Below are 14,549 nucleotides of genomic sequence, written 5' to 3'. Positions count from 1 at the left end.
CCCGATAGGCTGCCGCCCATGCCCGGAACCCATCGTGAGAGCGCCGTGTCGTCGGCCGCGTTCACGGTCGTGGTGACGGTGCTCGTGGCCCTCGGAGCGCTGCTGATCCTCGCGATCGCCGCGCTCTCCGGCGCCCCGTCGAGCATCGCCCTGGGGGCGCTGCTGGCCGCCGTGCCGGTCGGCCCGATCGTGGCCTGCTACCTGTGGCTGGACCGCTACGAGCCCGAGCCGCGCAGCCTGCTGGCCGCCGGCCTGCTGTGGGGCTGCTTCGTGGCCACCGCCGCGGCGATCCTGCTCCAGGGCATCGGCGGCCTGGTCGCGGGCTTCACGGACCAGCAGACGCTGGAGATCGTCGCCCCGGTGACCGAGGAGGCGTGCAAGGGCCTCTTCCTGATCCTGCTCCTGTGGTGGCGCCGCGCCGAGCTCGACGGCGTCCTCGACGGCATCGTGTACGCCGGGATGGTGGGCGTCGGCTTCGCCTTCACCGAGAACATCTTCTACCTCGCCGCGGCGTACAACGGCACCGACGGCCTGGGCCCGGGCGGCACCGAGGCGGTGACCTCGACCTTCATCCTGCGGTGCGTGATCAGCCCGTTCGCGCACCCGCTCTTCACGACCTTCACCGGCGTCGGCGTCGGACTGGCGGTCAACGCGCGCAGCACGGGCGGCCGGGTGCTGTGGCCGCTCGCCGGCTACGCCTGCGCGGTCGTGGCGCACGCGGTCTGGAACACCGCCTCGGCCTACGACCTCGGCCACTTCGCCGTGACCTTCCTGGTGCTGATGACCCCGGTCTTCATCGCGGTCGTCGGCCTGGCCATCTGGTCGCGCAGCTCCGAGCGACGGATGCTCGCCTCCGCGCTCACCGACGCGGCCTCGCGCGGGCTGGTCCCGGCGACCGACATCGGGTGGGTCGTCGACCTGTCGGCGCGACGGCAGAGCCGGGCGTACGCACGCCAGGTCGGAGGCCGCGACGCCGAGCGCACGATGCGCGAGTACCAGCAGGCTGCCATCGAGCTCGGGTTTCTCCACTACCGTTACCTGCGAGGCACGCCGCCGCCCGACTACGCGGCCCGCGGCCAGCAGTTCCTCCAGAGGATCGACGCGCTCCGACCGTCGATCGCCTTCCCCGGACAGGTGGTACCGACCAGATGACGGTCACTCCCGACCACGACTCGCGCATGCTCACCGCGCTCGTGCAGCTGCACGACGCGCTCAAGGCGGCGCCGCTGGCACTCGACGTCCCGGGTGCCGCGGAGCTGCGCGTGTCCCGCCAGCAGCTGATCGAGCAGCTCGAGGACTACGTCCTGCCCCGGCAGATGACGGTCGAGGCGCCGCTGCTCGCGGTCGTCGGCGGGTCCACCGGCGCCGGCAAGTCGACCCTGGTCAACTCGCTCGTCGGGCGCCGGGTGACCGCGCCCGGCCTGCTCCGCCCGACCACCCGGTCGGCCGTGCTGGTCCACCACCCCGACGACGCGCAGTGGTTCGGCCAGGACCGGCTGCTGCCCGAGCTGGTCCGCGTCGAGCAGCCCACCGACGACCGGCACTCGCTGCAGCTGGTCGCCTCCGACACCCTGCCGCCCGGGCTCGCGATCCTGGACGCCCCCGACGTCGACTCCGTCGAGGAGGGCAACCGGGTCCTCGCGACGCAGCTGCTCGCGGCTGCCGACCTGTGGCTCTTCGTCACCTCCGCGGCGCGCTACTCCGACCAGGTCCCGTGGGAGCACCTCAAGCGGGCGGCCGAGCGGTCGACCTCCGTCGCGATCGTCCTCGACCGGACGCCGGCCGACGCGGTCCGCACCGTCGCCACCCACCTCGCCCGGATGCTCGCGGCCCGCGGCCTCAAGGACTCCCCGCTCTTCACGGTCGCCGAGGCGCCGGTCTCGGAGGAGGGCCTGCTCGACGCGAGCGTCGTGGCCGAGGTGCGCGCCTGGCTGGTGTCGCTCGCCGAGGACCCGGGCGCCCGCTCCGCCGTCGTACGGCAGACGCTCGACGGCACCGTGCGCTCCCTGGCCCGCCAGGCGCACGGGCTCGCCGACGCGCTCACCCTCCAGATCTCGGCCGCCGACGCGCTCCGCGAGGCCGCCACCACGGCGTACGCCGCGGCGGAGCAGCGCGCCGTCACCGCGGCCACCGATGGGACCCTGCTCCGCGGCGAGGTCGCCGCGCGGTGGCGGGAGTTCGCCGGCACCGGCGAGCTGCTGCGATCGCTCGAGGGCCGGGTCGGCCTGATCCGGGACCGGCTCGTCAACGCGGTCAAGGGCTCCGGCCAGCAGGCCGAGCGCGTCGCTGTCGCGATCGAGTCGGCCGTCGAGCTGATGGTCGTCGACCACGCCGAGGACGCCGCGACCAGCACGGCGGCCGCCTGGGCCGAGCTCGGCACCGCCGGCCCGGTGCTCGCCGGTGCCGACGACCTGGGGCGCGCGTCCGGAGGCCTGCGGCGCAGCGTCGAGGGCGAGGTGCGGGCCTGGCAGCAGCAGCTCACCGAGCTCGTGAAGGCCGACGACGGCGACCGCCGTACCTCTCGCTACCTGGCGTACGGTGCCCGCGGCCTGGCCGTGACGCTGGCCGTCGTGGTCCTCGCCGACACCGCGCCCGACGACCACGAGAGCGGGGCCGAGGTCGGCCGCACGCTGCTCGACGCGGTCTTCGGCGAGCACTCGGCGAGGCTCGTCGCCCGGGGCCGGGCCGACCTCGAACGCCGGATCGGCTCCGTCCTGGCGGCCGAGCGCGGCCGCGCACTGGGGCTGCTCGACGGGCTCGGGCTCGACGGCGAGGCCGGCCGGCAGGTCCGCTCCGCCGCGCGTCGCGTGGACGACCGGCGCTACGAGCAGAGCCGACCCGGCGCCGAACCCCTGCCCTGATCCCGTCGTCCGGGGGTCCAGGCCCTAGGGTGGTGGATGCACTGTCACGAGGAGCACGCCCTGCTGCGGGCAGGTCGAGGGAGAAGATGACGTCCTTGCTGGAGGGGACCGACCGGCTGGTCACCCGCGGTACCGACATCGGTGCCCGCATCGACGGCCTCGACGGCGCGGCCACGGCCGCCCGGGGACGCCTGGATGACGGGCTCGTCGACGCTGCGCGGGGCGTTGTGGACCGCGCCGCCGGCCGCCTGAAGCTGTCCGCGACCCACACCGTCGTCGGGATCGCCGGCGCGACCGGCTCCGGCAAGTCGTCCACCTTCAACGCGCTGACCGGGCTCGAGCTCTCCGCCGTCGGCGTACGCCGTCCGACCACGTCGTGGGCGACCGCCTGCGTGTGGGGCCGCGACGGCGCCGACGAGCTCCTCGAGTGGCTCGGCATCCCACCGCGGCACCAGACGACCCGCGACTCGATGCTCGACCTCGGCCGCAGCGACCAGCAGGCCGAGCTCGACGGCGTCGTGCTCCTCGACCTGCCCGACCACGACTCGACCGAGGTCGCCCACCACCTCGAGGTCGACCGCCTGGTCTCCCTGGCGGACCTGCTCGTGTGGGTCGTCGACCCGCAGAAGTACGCCGACGCCGCGATCCACGACCGCTACCTCAAGCCGTCGGTGGAGCAGCAGGACGTCCTGCTCGTCGTGCTCAACCACATCGACACCGTGCCCGAGGAGCGTCGCCAGTCGATGCTCGACGACATCCGGCGCCTCCTCGACGAGGACGGTCTCGACCGCGTGCCGGTGCTGCCGATCAGCGCGCGCCTCGGCACCGGCATCCCCGAGCTGCGCGCCGAGATCGCGCGCCGCTCGGCGGAGAAGCAGTCCACCCGGGCCCGGCTCGACGCCGACATCCGCGAGGCCGCCGGCCGGCTCGCCGAGGCCAACGGCGACGTCCAGACCCGCGTGGTCGAGCCGACCCAGGTCGCCGAGCTCGACGACGCCTTCGCCGACGCGGCGGGCGTGCCCGTCGTGGTCGAGGCGCTGGAGCGCTCCCTGCGCCGGCGCGGCAACAAGGCGACTGGTTGGCCCGTCCTCGGCTGGCTCGGTGGCATCAAGTCGGACCCGCTCAAGCGCCTCGACCTCGACCTCGGCGAGGACGGCCGCCGGCTCAGCGGCCGCACCCGCGCCGCCCTGCCCGCCGCCACCCAGGTGCAGCGCGCGCGGGTGGACGACGAGGTGCGCGGCTTCGCCGACAAGCTCAGCACCGGCATGACCCCTGCCTGGGTGGCCGCCGTACGCCGGGGCGCCGCGTCGCGCCTCGACCAGCTCGGCGACCGGCTCGACCAGGCGCTCGCCGACACCGACCTCGGTGCCGCGCGACTGCCCGCGTGGGTTGGCATCGTCCGGGTGCTCCAGTGGCTCCTGCTGCTCGCGGCCGTGGCCGGCCTCGGGTGGACCGGCGCGCTGGCCGGCCTCGGCCGGATCAACGACCCCGACACGATCTCGGTCGGCGGCGTCGCCCTGGCGGTGGTGCTCCTGGTCGGCGGGGTGGTGCTCGGGCTGGTCCTCGGGCTGGTCGGCCGGCTGCTCGTGCGAGGGATGGCGCGCCGGCGCGCGACCCGCGCCGACGAGCGGCTCCGCGAAGGGGTCAACACGGTGACCCACGAGCTCGTCATCGAGCCGGTCGAGGCCGAGCTGGCGGCGTACGCCGCGGTCCGCGAGGGCCTGGCCCGCGCTCGCGCCTGACCCGTCCGAGCCACTTTCCGTCCACAGGCCGGACGTCTGACAGCGCCTTCCCCAGCCGGTGGCCCGGCGGACGCCTGCTGTCGGTGCTGCCGCCGAGTCTCGAACCGTCCACCTGGATCGAGACGAGGAGAAGAAGATGTCTGACAGCACCATCACCGTGCGTGGCTGGCTCGGCGGCGACGTGAGCCTGCGCGAGGCCGGCGGCGTCCCGGTCGCGAGCTTCCGGCTCGCCTGCTCACCGCGCAAGTACAACCGCCGGACCGACACCTGGTCGGAGGGCCTGACGCAGTGGTACTCCGTGACCGCCTGGCGGGCGCTGGCCGAGAACTGCGCCGGCTCGCTGCACCGCGGTGACCCCGTCGTCGTGCACGGGCGGCTCGAGACGCGCACCTACGTCAACGGCAACGACGTGGAGGTCCTCAGCTTCGAGATCGACGCGATCCACGTCGGCCACGACCTGAGCCGGGGCACCAGCGCGTTCACGAAGACGCAGCGCCCGGAGCAGCCGGCCGTGCAGGAGGTCGAGCCCGAGCGGGCCGCCTAGTGCGTCGCCCGTGGGCCGAGACGCCGTGACCCCGATCGGGTCCCGTCACGGTCCGGCAACTAGGCTCGGGGACCATGGCGGAATATGTGTTCACCCTGCGCAACGTGCGCAAGGCCCACGGCGACAAGGTCGTCCTCGACAACGTGACCCTCTCGTTCCTGCACGGGGCGAAGATCGGCGTCGTCGGACCCAACGGCACCGGCAAGTCCTCGCTGCTGAAGATCATGGCCGGGCTCGACAAGGCCAACAACGGCGACGCGATCCTCGACCCGGCGGCGACGGTCGGCATGCTCCAGCAGGAGCCGCCGCTGACGGAGGGCAAGACCGTCCTCGAGAACGTCGAGGAGGCCGTCGCCGAGATCAAGGGCAAGATGGCCCGGCTCGACGAGCTCTACATGATGATGGGCGACCCCGACGCCGACCAGGACAAGGTCGCGACCGAGGCGGGCGACCTCCAGACCGAGCTCGACGCCGCGAACGTCTGGGACCTCGACAGCCGCCTCGACCAGGCCATGGACGCGCTCCGCTGCCCGCCGGCGGACGCGATCGTCGACAACCTCTCGGGTGGTGAGCGACGCCGCGTCGCACTGTGCAAGCTGCTGCTCCAGCAGCCCGACCTGCTGCTCCTCGACGAGCCCACCAACCACCTCGACGCCGAGTCCGTGCAGTGGCTCGAGGGCCACCTGAAGGACTACCCGGGCGCCGTCCTGGCCATCACCCACGACCGGTACTTCCTCGACAACGTCGCCGAGTGGATCCTCGAGCTCGACCGGGGCCAGACGCACCCCTACGAGGGCAATTACTCGACCTACCTCGAGACGAAGAAGGAACGCCTCAAGATCGAGGGGCAGAAGGACGCCAAGCGCGCCAAGATGCTGGAGAAGGAGCTGGAGTGGGTCCGCTCCAACGCCAAGGCCCGGCAGACCAAGAGCCGCTCGCGTCTCGCGCGCTACGAGGAGATGGCGGCCGAGGCCGACCGGATGCGCAAGATCGACACCTCCGAGATCAACATCCCGGCCGGTCCGCGGCTCGGTGACGTCGTCCTCGAGGCGCAGGACCTCAGCAAGGGCTTCGAGGGCCGCACCCTCATGCACGACCTGTCGTTCTCCCTGCCCCGCGCCGGCATCGTCGGCGTGATCGGACCGAACGGCGTGGGCAAGACGACGCTCTTCCGGATGATCACCGGCGGCGAGCAGCCCGACAGCGGCAAGCTCAACGTGGGTCAGACCGTGAAGATCTCGTACGTCGACCAGAGCCGTGGCGGCATCGACCCCAACAAGAACGTCTGGGAGGTCGTGTCCGACGGGCTCGACTTCATCAAGGTCGCCAACTTCGAGATGAACTCGCGGGCGTACGTCGCGTCGTTCGGCTTCAAGGGCCCCGACCAGCAGAAGAAGGCCGGCGTCCTCTCCGGCGGTGAGCGCAACCGCCTCAACCTCGCGCTCACGCTGAAGATGGGCGGCAACCTGTTGCTGCTCGACGAGCCCACCAACGACCTCGACGTCGAGACCCTGTCGTCGCTCGAGGACGCGATCCTCGACTTCCCGGGCTGTGCCGTGGTCACCTCGCACGACCGGTGGTTCCTCGACCGCGTCGCGACCCACATCCTCGCGTGGGAGGGCGACAACGAGGACGACGCCAAGTGGTTCTGGTTCGAGGGCAACTTCGCGGCGTACGAGGAGAACAAGATCGAGCGGCTCGGCATCGAGGCGGCTCGTCCGCACCGCGTGACCCACCGCCGCCTCACCCGCGACTGATCACGAGGTGGAGGTCAGGGGCGCTCGGCGTCCCTGATCTCCATCTCGGGGTGCGCGGCGATCAGGTTGTCGGCAACGGCGTCCATGACCCGGCCGAGCGCGGCGAAGTCCTCGCGGCTGGCCAGGTCGACGAGGTGCTCGCGCACGCCGTTGACGTGCACCGGGGCCATCCGGCCGAGCAGGTCGTAGCCCTTGTCGGTCATGCTCGCGACGACGCCGCGCCCGTCCTCCGGCGAGCTGCTGCGCACGACGAGGCCGGCGCGCTCCATCCGGGTGATCGTGTGCGTCACCCGGCTGCGGCTGTGTGCCAACGCGTCGGCGAGCTGCGCCATCCGCATCTGCCGGCCGTCGCTCTCCGAGAGCCGGACGAGGATCTCGTACTCGACGAGCGACAGGTCGCAGCTGCGACGCAGGTCGTCGTCGAGACGGTCCAGGAGAAGTGTCATGCCCACGATCAGCGCGCGCCAGGAGCGCTGCTGATCTTCATCCAGCCAGGTGGTCTGGCCGTCACCCGAGTCGGTCACCCGGGCAGTGTAGGACGGCCCGTCGGTGGTCTGGCGCAGGATGGTGACATGAGCGCGCCACCGACCATCGGCCGCGACCAGGTGCTGAGGTTCCGGGTCGCGGCCCAGCAGCTCGACCGCGGTGGACGGCACCGCGACGCCGCGATCCTCGACCTCGGCGTCCAGGACACCGGACCGGACGGCGCGCGGTGGGCGCTCGAGATCCGCGGTGCTCGTGTCCCCGAGGACGACCTGGTCCTGGCCTGGACCCTGCGCGGCGCACCCCACGCCTACCGGCGCGGCGAGGTCGCCCAGGTGGCCGCCGCCGTCGCGCCGTGGAGCGAGGCGGACGCCGCGAAGCGGATCTTCGACGCGGCCCGGCAGTACAAGTTGGCCGGCATCCCGGTGCTCGACGGCCTCGACCGGGTCGCCGGCGAGATGCGCGACATCGCCGCCCGGCCGGTGACGAAGGGTGAGATGTCCACCGCCCTGACCGAACGCCTCGGCGAGGGCTACGTCCGGTGGTGCGAGCGGTGCCAGGCGACGCACACCTACGAGCAGCCGTTTCGGCTCTCGGCGCTCCAGGCCGGCCTCGAGCTCGAGCCGGGCACGTCCCCGCCGGTGCTGCACCGGATCCCGCGCTGGCGCGGCGCCGCGAAGACGGTGCCCGAGCACCTCGACCCGGTGCGCGGGGTGCTGCGCCTCTTCGGGCCGGCCACGCCGAAGATGGTCTCGGAGTACGTCGACGCGACGGTCCGCGACGTCAAGGACCGTTGGCCCGAGGACGTCGTGCCGGTCCAGGTCGACGGCGTGGCACTCGACGTCCTGGCCGACGACCTGGAGACGTTGCTCGACCCGCCCGCGGCGGACGGCGTACGCCTGCTGGGGCCGTTCGACCTCTTCCTGCAGGGTCGCGACCGGGAGCTGGTGGTCCCTGACGCCGAGGCTCGCAAGGACCTCTGGCGCACCATCGGCCGGCCCGGGGGAGTGCTGGTCGGCTCCGAGGTCGTCGGGTCGTGGCGCCCGCGCACCAAGGGCGACCAGCTGAGGATCGCGGTGACCACCTGGGGCGGCGGCGCGGTCCCCGACGGCGTGGTGGAGCAAGCAGAACGCCTGGCCGCGTTCCGCGGCCAGGCGTTCTCGGGGTTCAGCGAGGAGTGAGGTTCAGAGCCGCTCGAGGATGAGCGCCATGCCCTGCCCGCCACCGACGCACATGGTGATCAGGCCGGTGGTCTTGTCGTGCCAGTCGAGCGAGTTCAGCATCGTGTTCTGCAGCCGGGCGCCGGTCATGCCGAACGGGTGGCCGACGGCGATCGCGCCGCCGTTGACGTTGAGCCGGTCGAGGTCGATGCCGAGCTCCTGGTAGGACGGCACGACCTGCGCCGCGAACGCCTCGTTGATCTCGACCAAGTCGATGTCGCCGATGCTCATGCTGGCGTACTTGAGCGCGTTCTTGGTCGCCTCGACCGGACCGAGGCCCATGATCTCGGGGGAGAGCCCGGAGACGCCGGTGGACACGATCCGCGCCAGGGGCTTGAGGCCGAGCTCGGCGGCCTTGGTGTCGGACATGATGATGACCGCGGCGGCGCCGTCGTTGAGGGCGCAGCAGTTGCCGGCGGTCACGACGCCGTCGGGGCGGAATACCGGCTTGAGGTCCTTGATGCCGTCGTAGGTGACGCCGGCGCGCGGGCCGTCGTCGGTGCTGACGACGGTGCCCGAGGGGGTCGTGACCGGGGTGATCTCGCGGGCCCAGAAGCCGTCGTTGATGGCCTTCTCGGCGAGGTTCTGCGAGCGGACGCCGAACTCGTCGAGCTCCTGGCGGCTCAGGCCGCGGATCTTGGCGACGTTCTCGGCCGTCTGGCCCATGGCGATGTAGACGTCCGGCAGCTGGCCGTCCTCGCGCGGGTCGTGCCAGCCCTGGCCGCCCTCGGCGGTCTTGTCGGTGCGCGCCTTGGCCTCGTCGAACTCGTGGTTGTGGGTGTCGGGCCAGTGGTCCGAGGTGCCCTTCATGAACCGCGAGACCGTCTCGACGCCGGAGGAGATGAAGACGTCGCCCTCGCCGGCCTTGATCGCGTGGAACGCCATCCGCGTGGTCTGCACCGAGGAGGAGCAGTAGCGCGTGATCGTCGCGCCGGGCACGTCGTCGAGGCCGTTGAGCACGTTGACGACGCGGGCCATGTTGTTGCCGGACTCGCCGCCCGGCAGGCCACACCCGAGGTAGTGGTCGTCGATCGTGGTCGGGTCGAGCGCCGGGATCTTGTCGAGCGCGGTCTTGACGATGAACGCGCTCAGGTCGTCGGGCCGGAACTCGGTCATCGACCCCTTGTTGGCGCGACCGATGGGGGTGCGGGCTGCGGAAACGATGACTGCCTCGGGCATGGGAACTCCGTCTCAAGGGGGATCGGTGCTGCTGCGGGAGCCACAGTAGCCCCCGCCCACTCATCGGGCAGATGAGGCGTACGTCACTCCCCGTCGGGACCGGCCATGGCGGCGCTCAGCAGCTCCAGCGAGCGCACCAGGAACTCGCGCCGTCCCTCGACGGGGTGCAGCAGACCTGCGAGCAGGATTCCGTCGTACGACGCGACCAGGGCCTCGGCGCGCGCCGGGCCGTGGTCGTGGCCAGCCGCCGTCATGATGTTCGCCACGATCTCGACGAGTCGCGAGCGGTGGTCCACCAGCAGCACCCGCAGGTCGGCGTCGCGGGTCGCCGCCATGGTGAGCTCGAGCCGGGCGACCAGGAGCTCTCGTTGGTCGAGCCACCGCAGGAAGAGCGCCAAGGTCTCCTCGACCTTGCGCTCGTCGCCGTCGCACTGCGTGATCCGATCGGTCAGCTGGTCGACGTCGGTCAGCAGCTCGGCGGCGACGTACTCCGTCAGCGCCGCCTGGAGGGCGTTGCGGGTGCGCCAGTACGCCGAGCAGCTGCCCTCCGGAAGGCCCGCCCGCCGGTCGACGGCGCGGTGCGTGAGGCCCTTGAGACCCTCGTCGGCGATCACGTGCAGGGCCGCGTCGAGCAGCTGCCGACGGCGGGGGGAGAGCGGAGCAGCGATGGCTGCGCCTGCTGCTGCGGCTGCTGCTGCGTCTGGCGTGGCGTGGGGCATGGGGTCCTTCGTGGGTGCTGTGACTGGAGACACTACCGCCGCGCTTGCCTCGGTCGTGGAACAGGCGTACCTTCTACAGAAGTAGATACTACAGATGTAGAAGGAGTCTCATCATGTTCACCATCTCCACCGCCACCGTCGTTCTCGCCTTCGTCCTCCTCGCCGTGGCCGCTGTCGCCGCCGTCTCCGCGATCGGCGCGATCTCCTACGCGATCGCCGGCACCCGCAAGGACCGCCTGGCCCGCCACGAGTCGATTCGCAGCTACTACGGCCGCGTCGCGTTCTCCCACTGATCCGCTCCCGCTGAACCCGCGGACCGGGCGTCTGGCAGCATCGGGGCGTGCGGCACCGCTACGAATGCCCGATGCGCTGGGCCGACATGGACCAGCTCGGGCACATCAACAACGTCGTCTACGTGGACTACCTCCAAGAGGCCCGCGTCGACATGATGCGCACGCACGGCGCGAACGCCCAGCAGGGTGAGCTCGCTGAGGGCACGGTCGTGGTCCGCCACGAGGTCACCTACGCCGCGCCCCTGCACTTCGGGCACCGCCCGGTCAGCATCGAGTGCTGGGTGACCCAGGTCCGCGCCGCCACCTTCACGGTGGCCTACGAGGTCTTCCACGAGGACGCCGAGGGCCTGCGTCAGGTCTACCTGCGCGCGAAGACCGTGCTCACGCCGTACGTCTTCACGACCGAGCGGCCGCGTCGCATCACCGACGCCGAGCGCGTGATGCTGTCGTCCTTCCTCGAGCCCGAGGAGACGACGCCCCGCTCGCCGTTCCCGGCCGAGCGCCCCGGGACGGCCCTGCACTACCCGGTCCACGTGCGGTTCTCCGACGTGGACGTCTACGGCCACGTCAACAACGTGAAGTACTTCGAGTACTTCCAGGAGGCCCGGATCTCCGGCATCGCCCGCATGTGGCAGGGCCTCGACCAGATCACCATCGTCGTCGCGCAGACCGACGTCGACTACCGGGTGCCGATCCTCTTCCGTCCCGAGCCGTACGACGCGTGGTCGTGGGTCTCGCGCGTCGGCCAGCGCTCCGCGACGATCGAGTCCGTCATCTGCGACGGCGACACCGTGCTGTCCCGGGCGCGCGTGACGATCGTCTTCTTCGACCAGCAGACCCAGCGCTCGACCGTCCCGCCGGCGGCGTACCTGGAGCGCCTGGAGGCGCACCGTTCCGCCTGACCGGTCCCGCTACTCGAACGTGTTGACCATGAACTGCGCCGCGTGCGTGACGTAGTCCCAGAACTGCTGGTCCTGCTCGGGGGTCAGGGCGACCTCGTCGAGACCCGCCCGGAAGTGCGTCAGCCAGTGCTCCTTGGCCTCCGGCGTGACGGCGAACGGCGCGTGCCGCATCCGCAGCCGCGGGTGCCCGCGGTTGTCGGAGTACGTGGTCGGCCCGCCCCAGTACTGCACCAGGAACAGCAGGAAGCGCTCCTCGGCCGGCCCGAGGTCCTCCTCGGGGTACATCGGCCGCAGCACCGGGTCCTCGGCGACACCCTCGTAGAACTTCGCCACGATCCGACGGAAGGTCTCGAAGCCGCCGATCTCCTCGTAGAACGTGGTCATGCGTCCATTCTGACGGTCGCCTGATCAGGGGCGGACACCGGCGTGCCAGACTCGCGGCACCGAGTCCTTCCGAGCGACGCACGAGGAGTGATCAGCACATGGCTACGACCCGCAACGCCAGCACGCACTGGGAGGGCACCCTCTTCGAGGGCGCCGGCCAGGTCACGCTGGAGTCCTCCGGCACCGGCACGTACGACGTCTCCTGGGCCTCGCGGGCCGAGGACGCCAACGGCAAGACCAGCCCCGAGGAGCTGATCGCCGCCGCGCACTCGTCGTGCTTCTCGATGGCGCTCTCGAACGGCCTCGCCAAGGCGGGTACGCCGGCGACGTCGCTCGACACCAGCGCCGCCGTGGACTTCGTGCCCGGCACCGGCATCACCGAGATCCGTCTCACCGTCAAGGGCGTCGTGCCCGGGATGAGCGAGGAGGACTTCGTCGCGGCCGCCGAGGGCGCGAAGGTCGGCTGCCCGGTCAGCCAGGCGCTGGCCGCCGTGCCGATCAAGCTCGAGGCGTCGCTGGGTTAGCGAGCCGGAGGTTTCGAGGCTCGCTGCGCTCGCACCTCAACCACCGGTGACAGGCTCTTCCCCTGCGGGGGAGGAGCCCGTCGCTGCGTCCGGGTCCGCGTCCGGGGTCGGCTCCTCGCGGTGCCAGACGACCCGTTGGGGCAGGGCGATGTCGATGCCCTCGTGGTCGAGGCGTGCCTTGATCCGCTGGCGCAGGGTGCGGGCGACGCCCCACTGCTCCATCGGGGCCGTCTTGATCAGCACCCGGAGCGTGACGCCGTCGGCGGTGAACATCTCGACGCCGGTGACCTCCGGCTCCTCGATGATGACGCCGCGGAACTCGTCGTCCTCCCACAGGTCGTGGGCGACCTCCCGCAGCACCCGCTCCACGCGGGCCAGGTCCTCCTGGTAGCCGACGTTGACGTCGACGACCGCGCGCGACCAGTTCTGGCTCATGTTGCCGACGCGCAGGATCTCGCCGTTCGGGACGTACCAGACCGTGCCGTTGAGGTCGCGCAGCCGCGTCACCCGCAGGCTGACGGCCTCGACCGTGCCGCTGGCCTCGCCGACGTCGACGACGTCGCCCACGCCGTACTGGTCCTCGAAGATCATGAAGATGCCGGACAGGAAGTCCTTGACCAGCGACTGGGCGCCGAAGCCGAGCGCCAGGCCGATGATGCCGGCGGAGGCGATGATCGGGGCGATGTTCACGCCGAGCTCGCTGAGCGCCATGGTGCCGAAGATCGCGATGAGCAGCCCGGTGACGATGCTCTTGAGCAGGTCGCCCATCGTCTTGGCCCGCTGCACCCGCCGCGTGGCGGTCGCCAGGTCGCGGGCCTCGGCGGCCTTGCCCCGGGAACCGAACTTGCTCATCCGGTCGGGCAGCACGCCGTCCTCCGCGCGCGAGGCGAGGCGGTCGATGAGCCGGTGCAGGATCCACCGGACCACGAGGAAGAGGACCAGCAGCCAGAGCAGGGCCAGGGGCTTGCCGATGATGATGTCGGAGGCGTTGGCGAGCTTCTGGTTGTCGGTCCAGCTGAAGACGGCCCGGCAGAGAGCGTCGGAGCCGTCACAGGTCGTGTCGTCGAAGCCCAACATGGGCCCCATGTCTACCGCACCGGTCAATCACGGACGAGCCGACGCGGGCCGTCCCCGTGGGGCGTGTGACGTATCCGACCCGATACGATTCCGTCCGTGACCACGAAGCTCGCCCGCCGCGCCCGTCGTACCTCCGTGCTCCTCGTCGCAGGGGCGCTCGTCCTCGCGGCCGGTGGACCCGCCGGTGCGGACGTCCCGGAGAACTGGAGCACCCCGTCCGACGTCGACCCGGTCGAGGCGGTCCTGCTCCTGGTCGGCGTGCCGCTGCTGCTCTTCCTGGTCATCACGGCGCTGGTCGTGATCCCGGGCGTCATCAAGGGCGAGCGGTTCACCCCGGGCGGCCAGGCCACCCAGGACCAGTGGTTCGGGGGACCCAGCAAGGGCACCGCCGAGCTGCCCGCCCCCGACAACGACGAGTCGAAGGCCGGTGGGGCAAGTGGGCGTTGGTGAGTTCAACAGCGCCGAGCGGTACCAGATCGACGAGGCGATCCGCGGCGCCGAGCAGGTCTCGCGCTTCGAGTTCAGCGTCTTCGTCGGTCGCTCGAGCGGCGATCCTCGCGCCTTCGCCACGCAGCTGCACAACTCGCTGGTCGCCCCGTCCCGCAGCATCCTGATCATGCTCGACCCGGCCGCCCGGGTCCTCGAGATCGTCACCGGCGGCGCCGTACGCCGCAACCTCTCCGACCAGGAGGTCGAGCTCACGACGTTGCAGATGCAGACGTCGTTCGAGAGCGGTGACCTGGTCGGTGGCCTCCGTCGCGGCATCCAGATGCTCGCCGACCACGCGCGCGCCCCCGAGACGCTGCACGCTGAGTAGAGCAGCGGCGCGTGAGGCACGAACGCGTCGTGTGGGCTCTGCCAGAT

16 protein-coding genes are annotated in these 14,549 nt (G+C 71.5%); 11 read left to right on the top strand and 5 right to left on the bottom strand.

The features are described 5' to 3' along the window. Window positions 1-18: 18 nt before the first annotated feature. The 5 genes from ACFPYL_RS21595 to ettA all read left to right on the top strand — a co-directional run bounded on the left by ACFPYL_RS21595 (window position 19) and on the right by ettA (window position 6,904). Entirely contained in the window at window positions 19-1,152 is a 1,134-nt protein-coding gene (locus tag ACFPYL_RS21595) for a PrsW family intramembrane metalloprotease (RefSeq protein WP_379159360.1), read from the top strand. Continuing rightward, on the top strand, window positions 1,149-2,861 hold the full coding sequence (locus ACFPYL_RS21590; protein ID WP_379159357.1) for an ABC transporter: 1,713 nt from the start codon (window positions 1,149-1,151) through the stop codon (window positions 2,859-2,861). Before ACFPYL_RS21595 ends, ACFPYL_RS21590 begins: the two co-directional genes overlap by 4 nt. Window positions 2,862-2,947: 86 nt before the next feature. Then, entirely contained in the window at window positions 2,948-4,603 is a 1,656-nt protein-coding gene (locus ACFPYL_RS21585) for a GTPase (RefSeq protein WP_379159354.1), read from the top strand. 136 nt (window positions 4,604-4,739) lie between these two features. Continuing rightward, window positions 4,740-5,147, top strand: a complete 408-nt coding sequence (locus tag ACFPYL_RS21580; protein ID WP_379159351.1) for a single-stranded DNA-binding protein — start codon at window positions 4,740-4,742, stop codon at window positions 5,145-5,147. A gap of 74 nt (window positions 5,148-5,221) precedes the next feature. Continuing rightward, window positions 5,222-6,904 (top strand): energy-dependent translational throttle protein EttA, encoded by a 1,683-nt coding sequence (gene ettA, locus ACFPYL_RS21575; RefSeq protein WP_379159349.1) that lies wholly within the window; start codon window positions 5,222-5,224, stop codon window positions 6,902-6,904. Between the two features lie 14 nt (window positions 6,905-6,918). Here ettA and ACFPYL_RS21570 read toward each other — a convergent pair whose 3' ends face one another. Continuing rightward, window positions 6,919-7,428, bottom strand: coding sequence for a MarR family winged helix-turn-helix transcriptional regulator (locus tag ACFPYL_RS21570; RefSeq protein WP_379159346.1), 510 nt, complete (start codon window positions 7,426-7,428; stop codon window positions 6,919-6,921). A gap of 48 nt (window positions 7,429-7,476) precedes the next feature. Here ACFPYL_RS21570 and ACFPYL_RS21565 point away from each other — a divergent pair, with 48 nt between their 5' ends. Next, window positions 7,477-8,568: a DNA glycosylase AlkZ-like family protein gene (locus ACFPYL_RS21565; RefSeq protein ID WP_379159343.1), complete on the top strand. Its 1,092-nt coding sequence runs from the start codon at window positions 7,477-7,479 to the stop codon at window positions 8,566-8,568. A 3-nt stretch (window positions 8,569-8,571) separates the two neighbouring features. Here ACFPYL_RS21565 and ACFPYL_RS21560 read toward each other — a convergent pair whose 3' ends face one another. Both ACFPYL_RS21560 and ACFPYL_RS21555 read right to left on the bottom strand, forming a co-directional pair. Then, entirely contained in the window at window positions 8,572-9,786 is a 1,215-nt protein-coding gene (locus ACFPYL_RS21560; RefSeq protein WP_379159340.1) for an acetyl-CoA C-acetyltransferase, read from the bottom strand. An 83-nt stretch (window positions 9,787-9,869) separates the two neighbouring features. Beyond that, complete coding sequence (locus ACFPYL_RS21555; protein ID WP_379159337.1) at window positions 9,870-10,505, bottom strand: TetR/AcrR family transcriptional regulator; 636 nt, start codon at window positions 10,503-10,505, stop codon at window positions 9,870-9,872. Between the two features lie 113 nt (window positions 10,506-10,618). Here ACFPYL_RS21555 and ACFPYL_RS21550 point away from each other — a divergent pair, with 113 nt between their 5' ends. Together ACFPYL_RS21550 and ACFPYL_RS21545 are read left to right on the top strand one after the other, a co-directional pair. Next, window positions 10,619-10,798 carry a hypothetical protein gene (locus ACFPYL_RS21550; protein ID WP_379159334.1) on the top strand — a complete coding sequence of 60 codons (180 nt, stop codon included), beginning with the start codon at window positions 10,619-10,621 and terminating at the stop codon, window positions 10,796-10,798. Window positions 10,799-10,845: 47 nt separating this feature from the next. Continuing rightward, a complete protein-coding gene (locus ACFPYL_RS21545) occupies window positions 10,846-11,700 on the top strand; it encodes an acyl-CoA thioesterase (protein ID WP_379159332.1) in 855 nt (284 codons plus the stop codon). Window positions 11,701-11,709: 9 nt separating this feature from the next. Here the strand turns inward: ACFPYL_RS21545 and ACFPYL_RS21540 are convergent, their stop codons facing one another. Beyond that, complete coding sequence (locus tag ACFPYL_RS21540) at window positions 11,710-12,084, bottom strand: globin (RefSeq protein WP_379159329.1); 375 nt, start codon at window positions 12,082-12,084, stop codon at window positions 11,710-11,712. A gap of 98 nt (window positions 12,085-12,182) precedes the next feature. On the opposite strand from ACFPYL_RS21540, the gene ACFPYL_RS21535 reads away from it, so the two are divergent. Beyond that, a complete protein-coding gene (locus ACFPYL_RS21535) occupies window positions 12,183-12,608 on the top strand; it encodes an OsmC family protein (protein ID WP_056153779.1) in 426 nt (141 codons plus the stop codon). A gap of 36 nt (window positions 12,609-12,644) precedes the next feature. On the opposite strand, the gene ACFPYL_RS21530 is transcribed toward ACFPYL_RS21535, so the two are convergent. Beyond that, on the bottom strand, window positions 12,645-13,685 hold the full coding sequence (locus tag ACFPYL_RS21530) for a mechanosensitive ion channel family protein (RefSeq protein WP_379159326.1): 1,041 nt from the start codon (window positions 13,683-13,685) through the stop codon (window positions 12,645-12,647). A 96-nt stretch (window positions 13,686-13,781) separates the two neighbouring features. Here ACFPYL_RS21530 and ACFPYL_RS21525 point away from each other — a divergent pair, with 96 nt between their 5' ends. After that, window positions 13,782-14,135, top strand: a complete 354-nt coding sequence (locus ACFPYL_RS21525; RefSeq protein WP_379159323.1) for a hypothetical protein — start codon at window positions 13,782-13,784, stop codon at window positions 14,133-14,135. Beyond that, window positions 14,122-14,502 (top strand): DUF5130 family protein, encoded by a 381-nt coding sequence (locus ACFPYL_RS21520; RefSeq protein WP_379159321.1) that lies wholly within the window; start codon window positions 14,122-14,124, stop codon window positions 14,500-14,502. The genes ACFPYL_RS21525 and ACFPYL_RS21520 overlap by 14 nt, the downstream gene beginning before the upstream one ends. The last annotated feature ends 47 nt before the right edge of the window (window positions 14,503-14,549 follow it).

The organism is Nocardioides hankookensis, assembly GCF_042658885.1.
GTDB lineage: Bacteria > Actinomycetota > Actinomycetes > Propionibacteriales > Nocardioidaceae > Nocardioides > Nocardioides hankookensis.
This window is presented reverse-complemented; position numbering and strand designations above follow the sequence as displayed.

Coding starts and splice junctions, on each gene's coding strand:
- ACFPYL_RS21535 (WP_056153779.1), top strand. CDS start 12,183: ATGGCTACGACCCGCAACGCCAGCACGCACTGGGAGGGCACCCTCTTC.
- ACFPYL_RS21540 (WP_379159329.1), bottom strand. CDS start 12,084: ATGACCACGTTCTACGAGGAGATCGGCGGCTTCGAGACCTTCCGTCGG.
- ACFPYL_RS21530 (WP_379159326.1), bottom strand. CDS start 13,685: ATGTTGGGCTTCGACGACACGACCTGTGACGGCTCCGACGCTCTCTGC.
- ACFPYL_RS21585 (WP_379159354.1), top strand. CDS start 2,948: ATGACGTCCTTGCTGGAGGGGACCGACCGGCTGGTCACCCGCGGTACC.
- ettA (WP_379159349.1), top strand. CDS start 5,222: ATGGCGGAATATGTGTTCACCCTGCGCAACGTGCGCAAGGCCCACGGC.
- ACFPYL_RS21555 (WP_379159337.1), bottom strand. CDS start 10,505: ATGCCCCACGCCACGCCAGACGCAGCAGCAGCCGCAGCAGCAGGCGCA.
- ACFPYL_RS21560 (WP_379159340.1), bottom strand. CDS start 9,786: ATGCCCGAGGCAGTCATCGTTTCCGCAGCCCGCACCCCCATCGGTCGC.
- ACFPYL_RS21565 (WP_379159343.1), top strand. CDS start 7,477: ATGAGCGCGCCACCGACCATCGGCCGCGACCAGGTGCTGAGGTTCCGG.
- ACFPYL_RS21550 (WP_379159334.1), top strand. CDS start 10,619: ATGTTCACCATCTCCACCGCCACCGTCGTTCTCGCCTTCGTCCTCCTC.
- ACFPYL_RS21580 (WP_379159351.1), top strand. CDS start 4,740: ATGTCTGACAGCACCATCACCGTGCGTGGCTGGCTCGGCGGCGACGTG.
- ACFPYL_RS21595 (WP_379159360.1), top strand. CDS start 19: ATGCCCGGAACCCATCGTGAGAGCGCCGTGTCGTCGGCCGCGTTCACG.
- ACFPYL_RS21590 (WP_379159357.1), top strand. CDS start 1,149: ATGACGGTCACTCCCGACCACGACTCGCGCATGCTCACCGCGCTCGTG.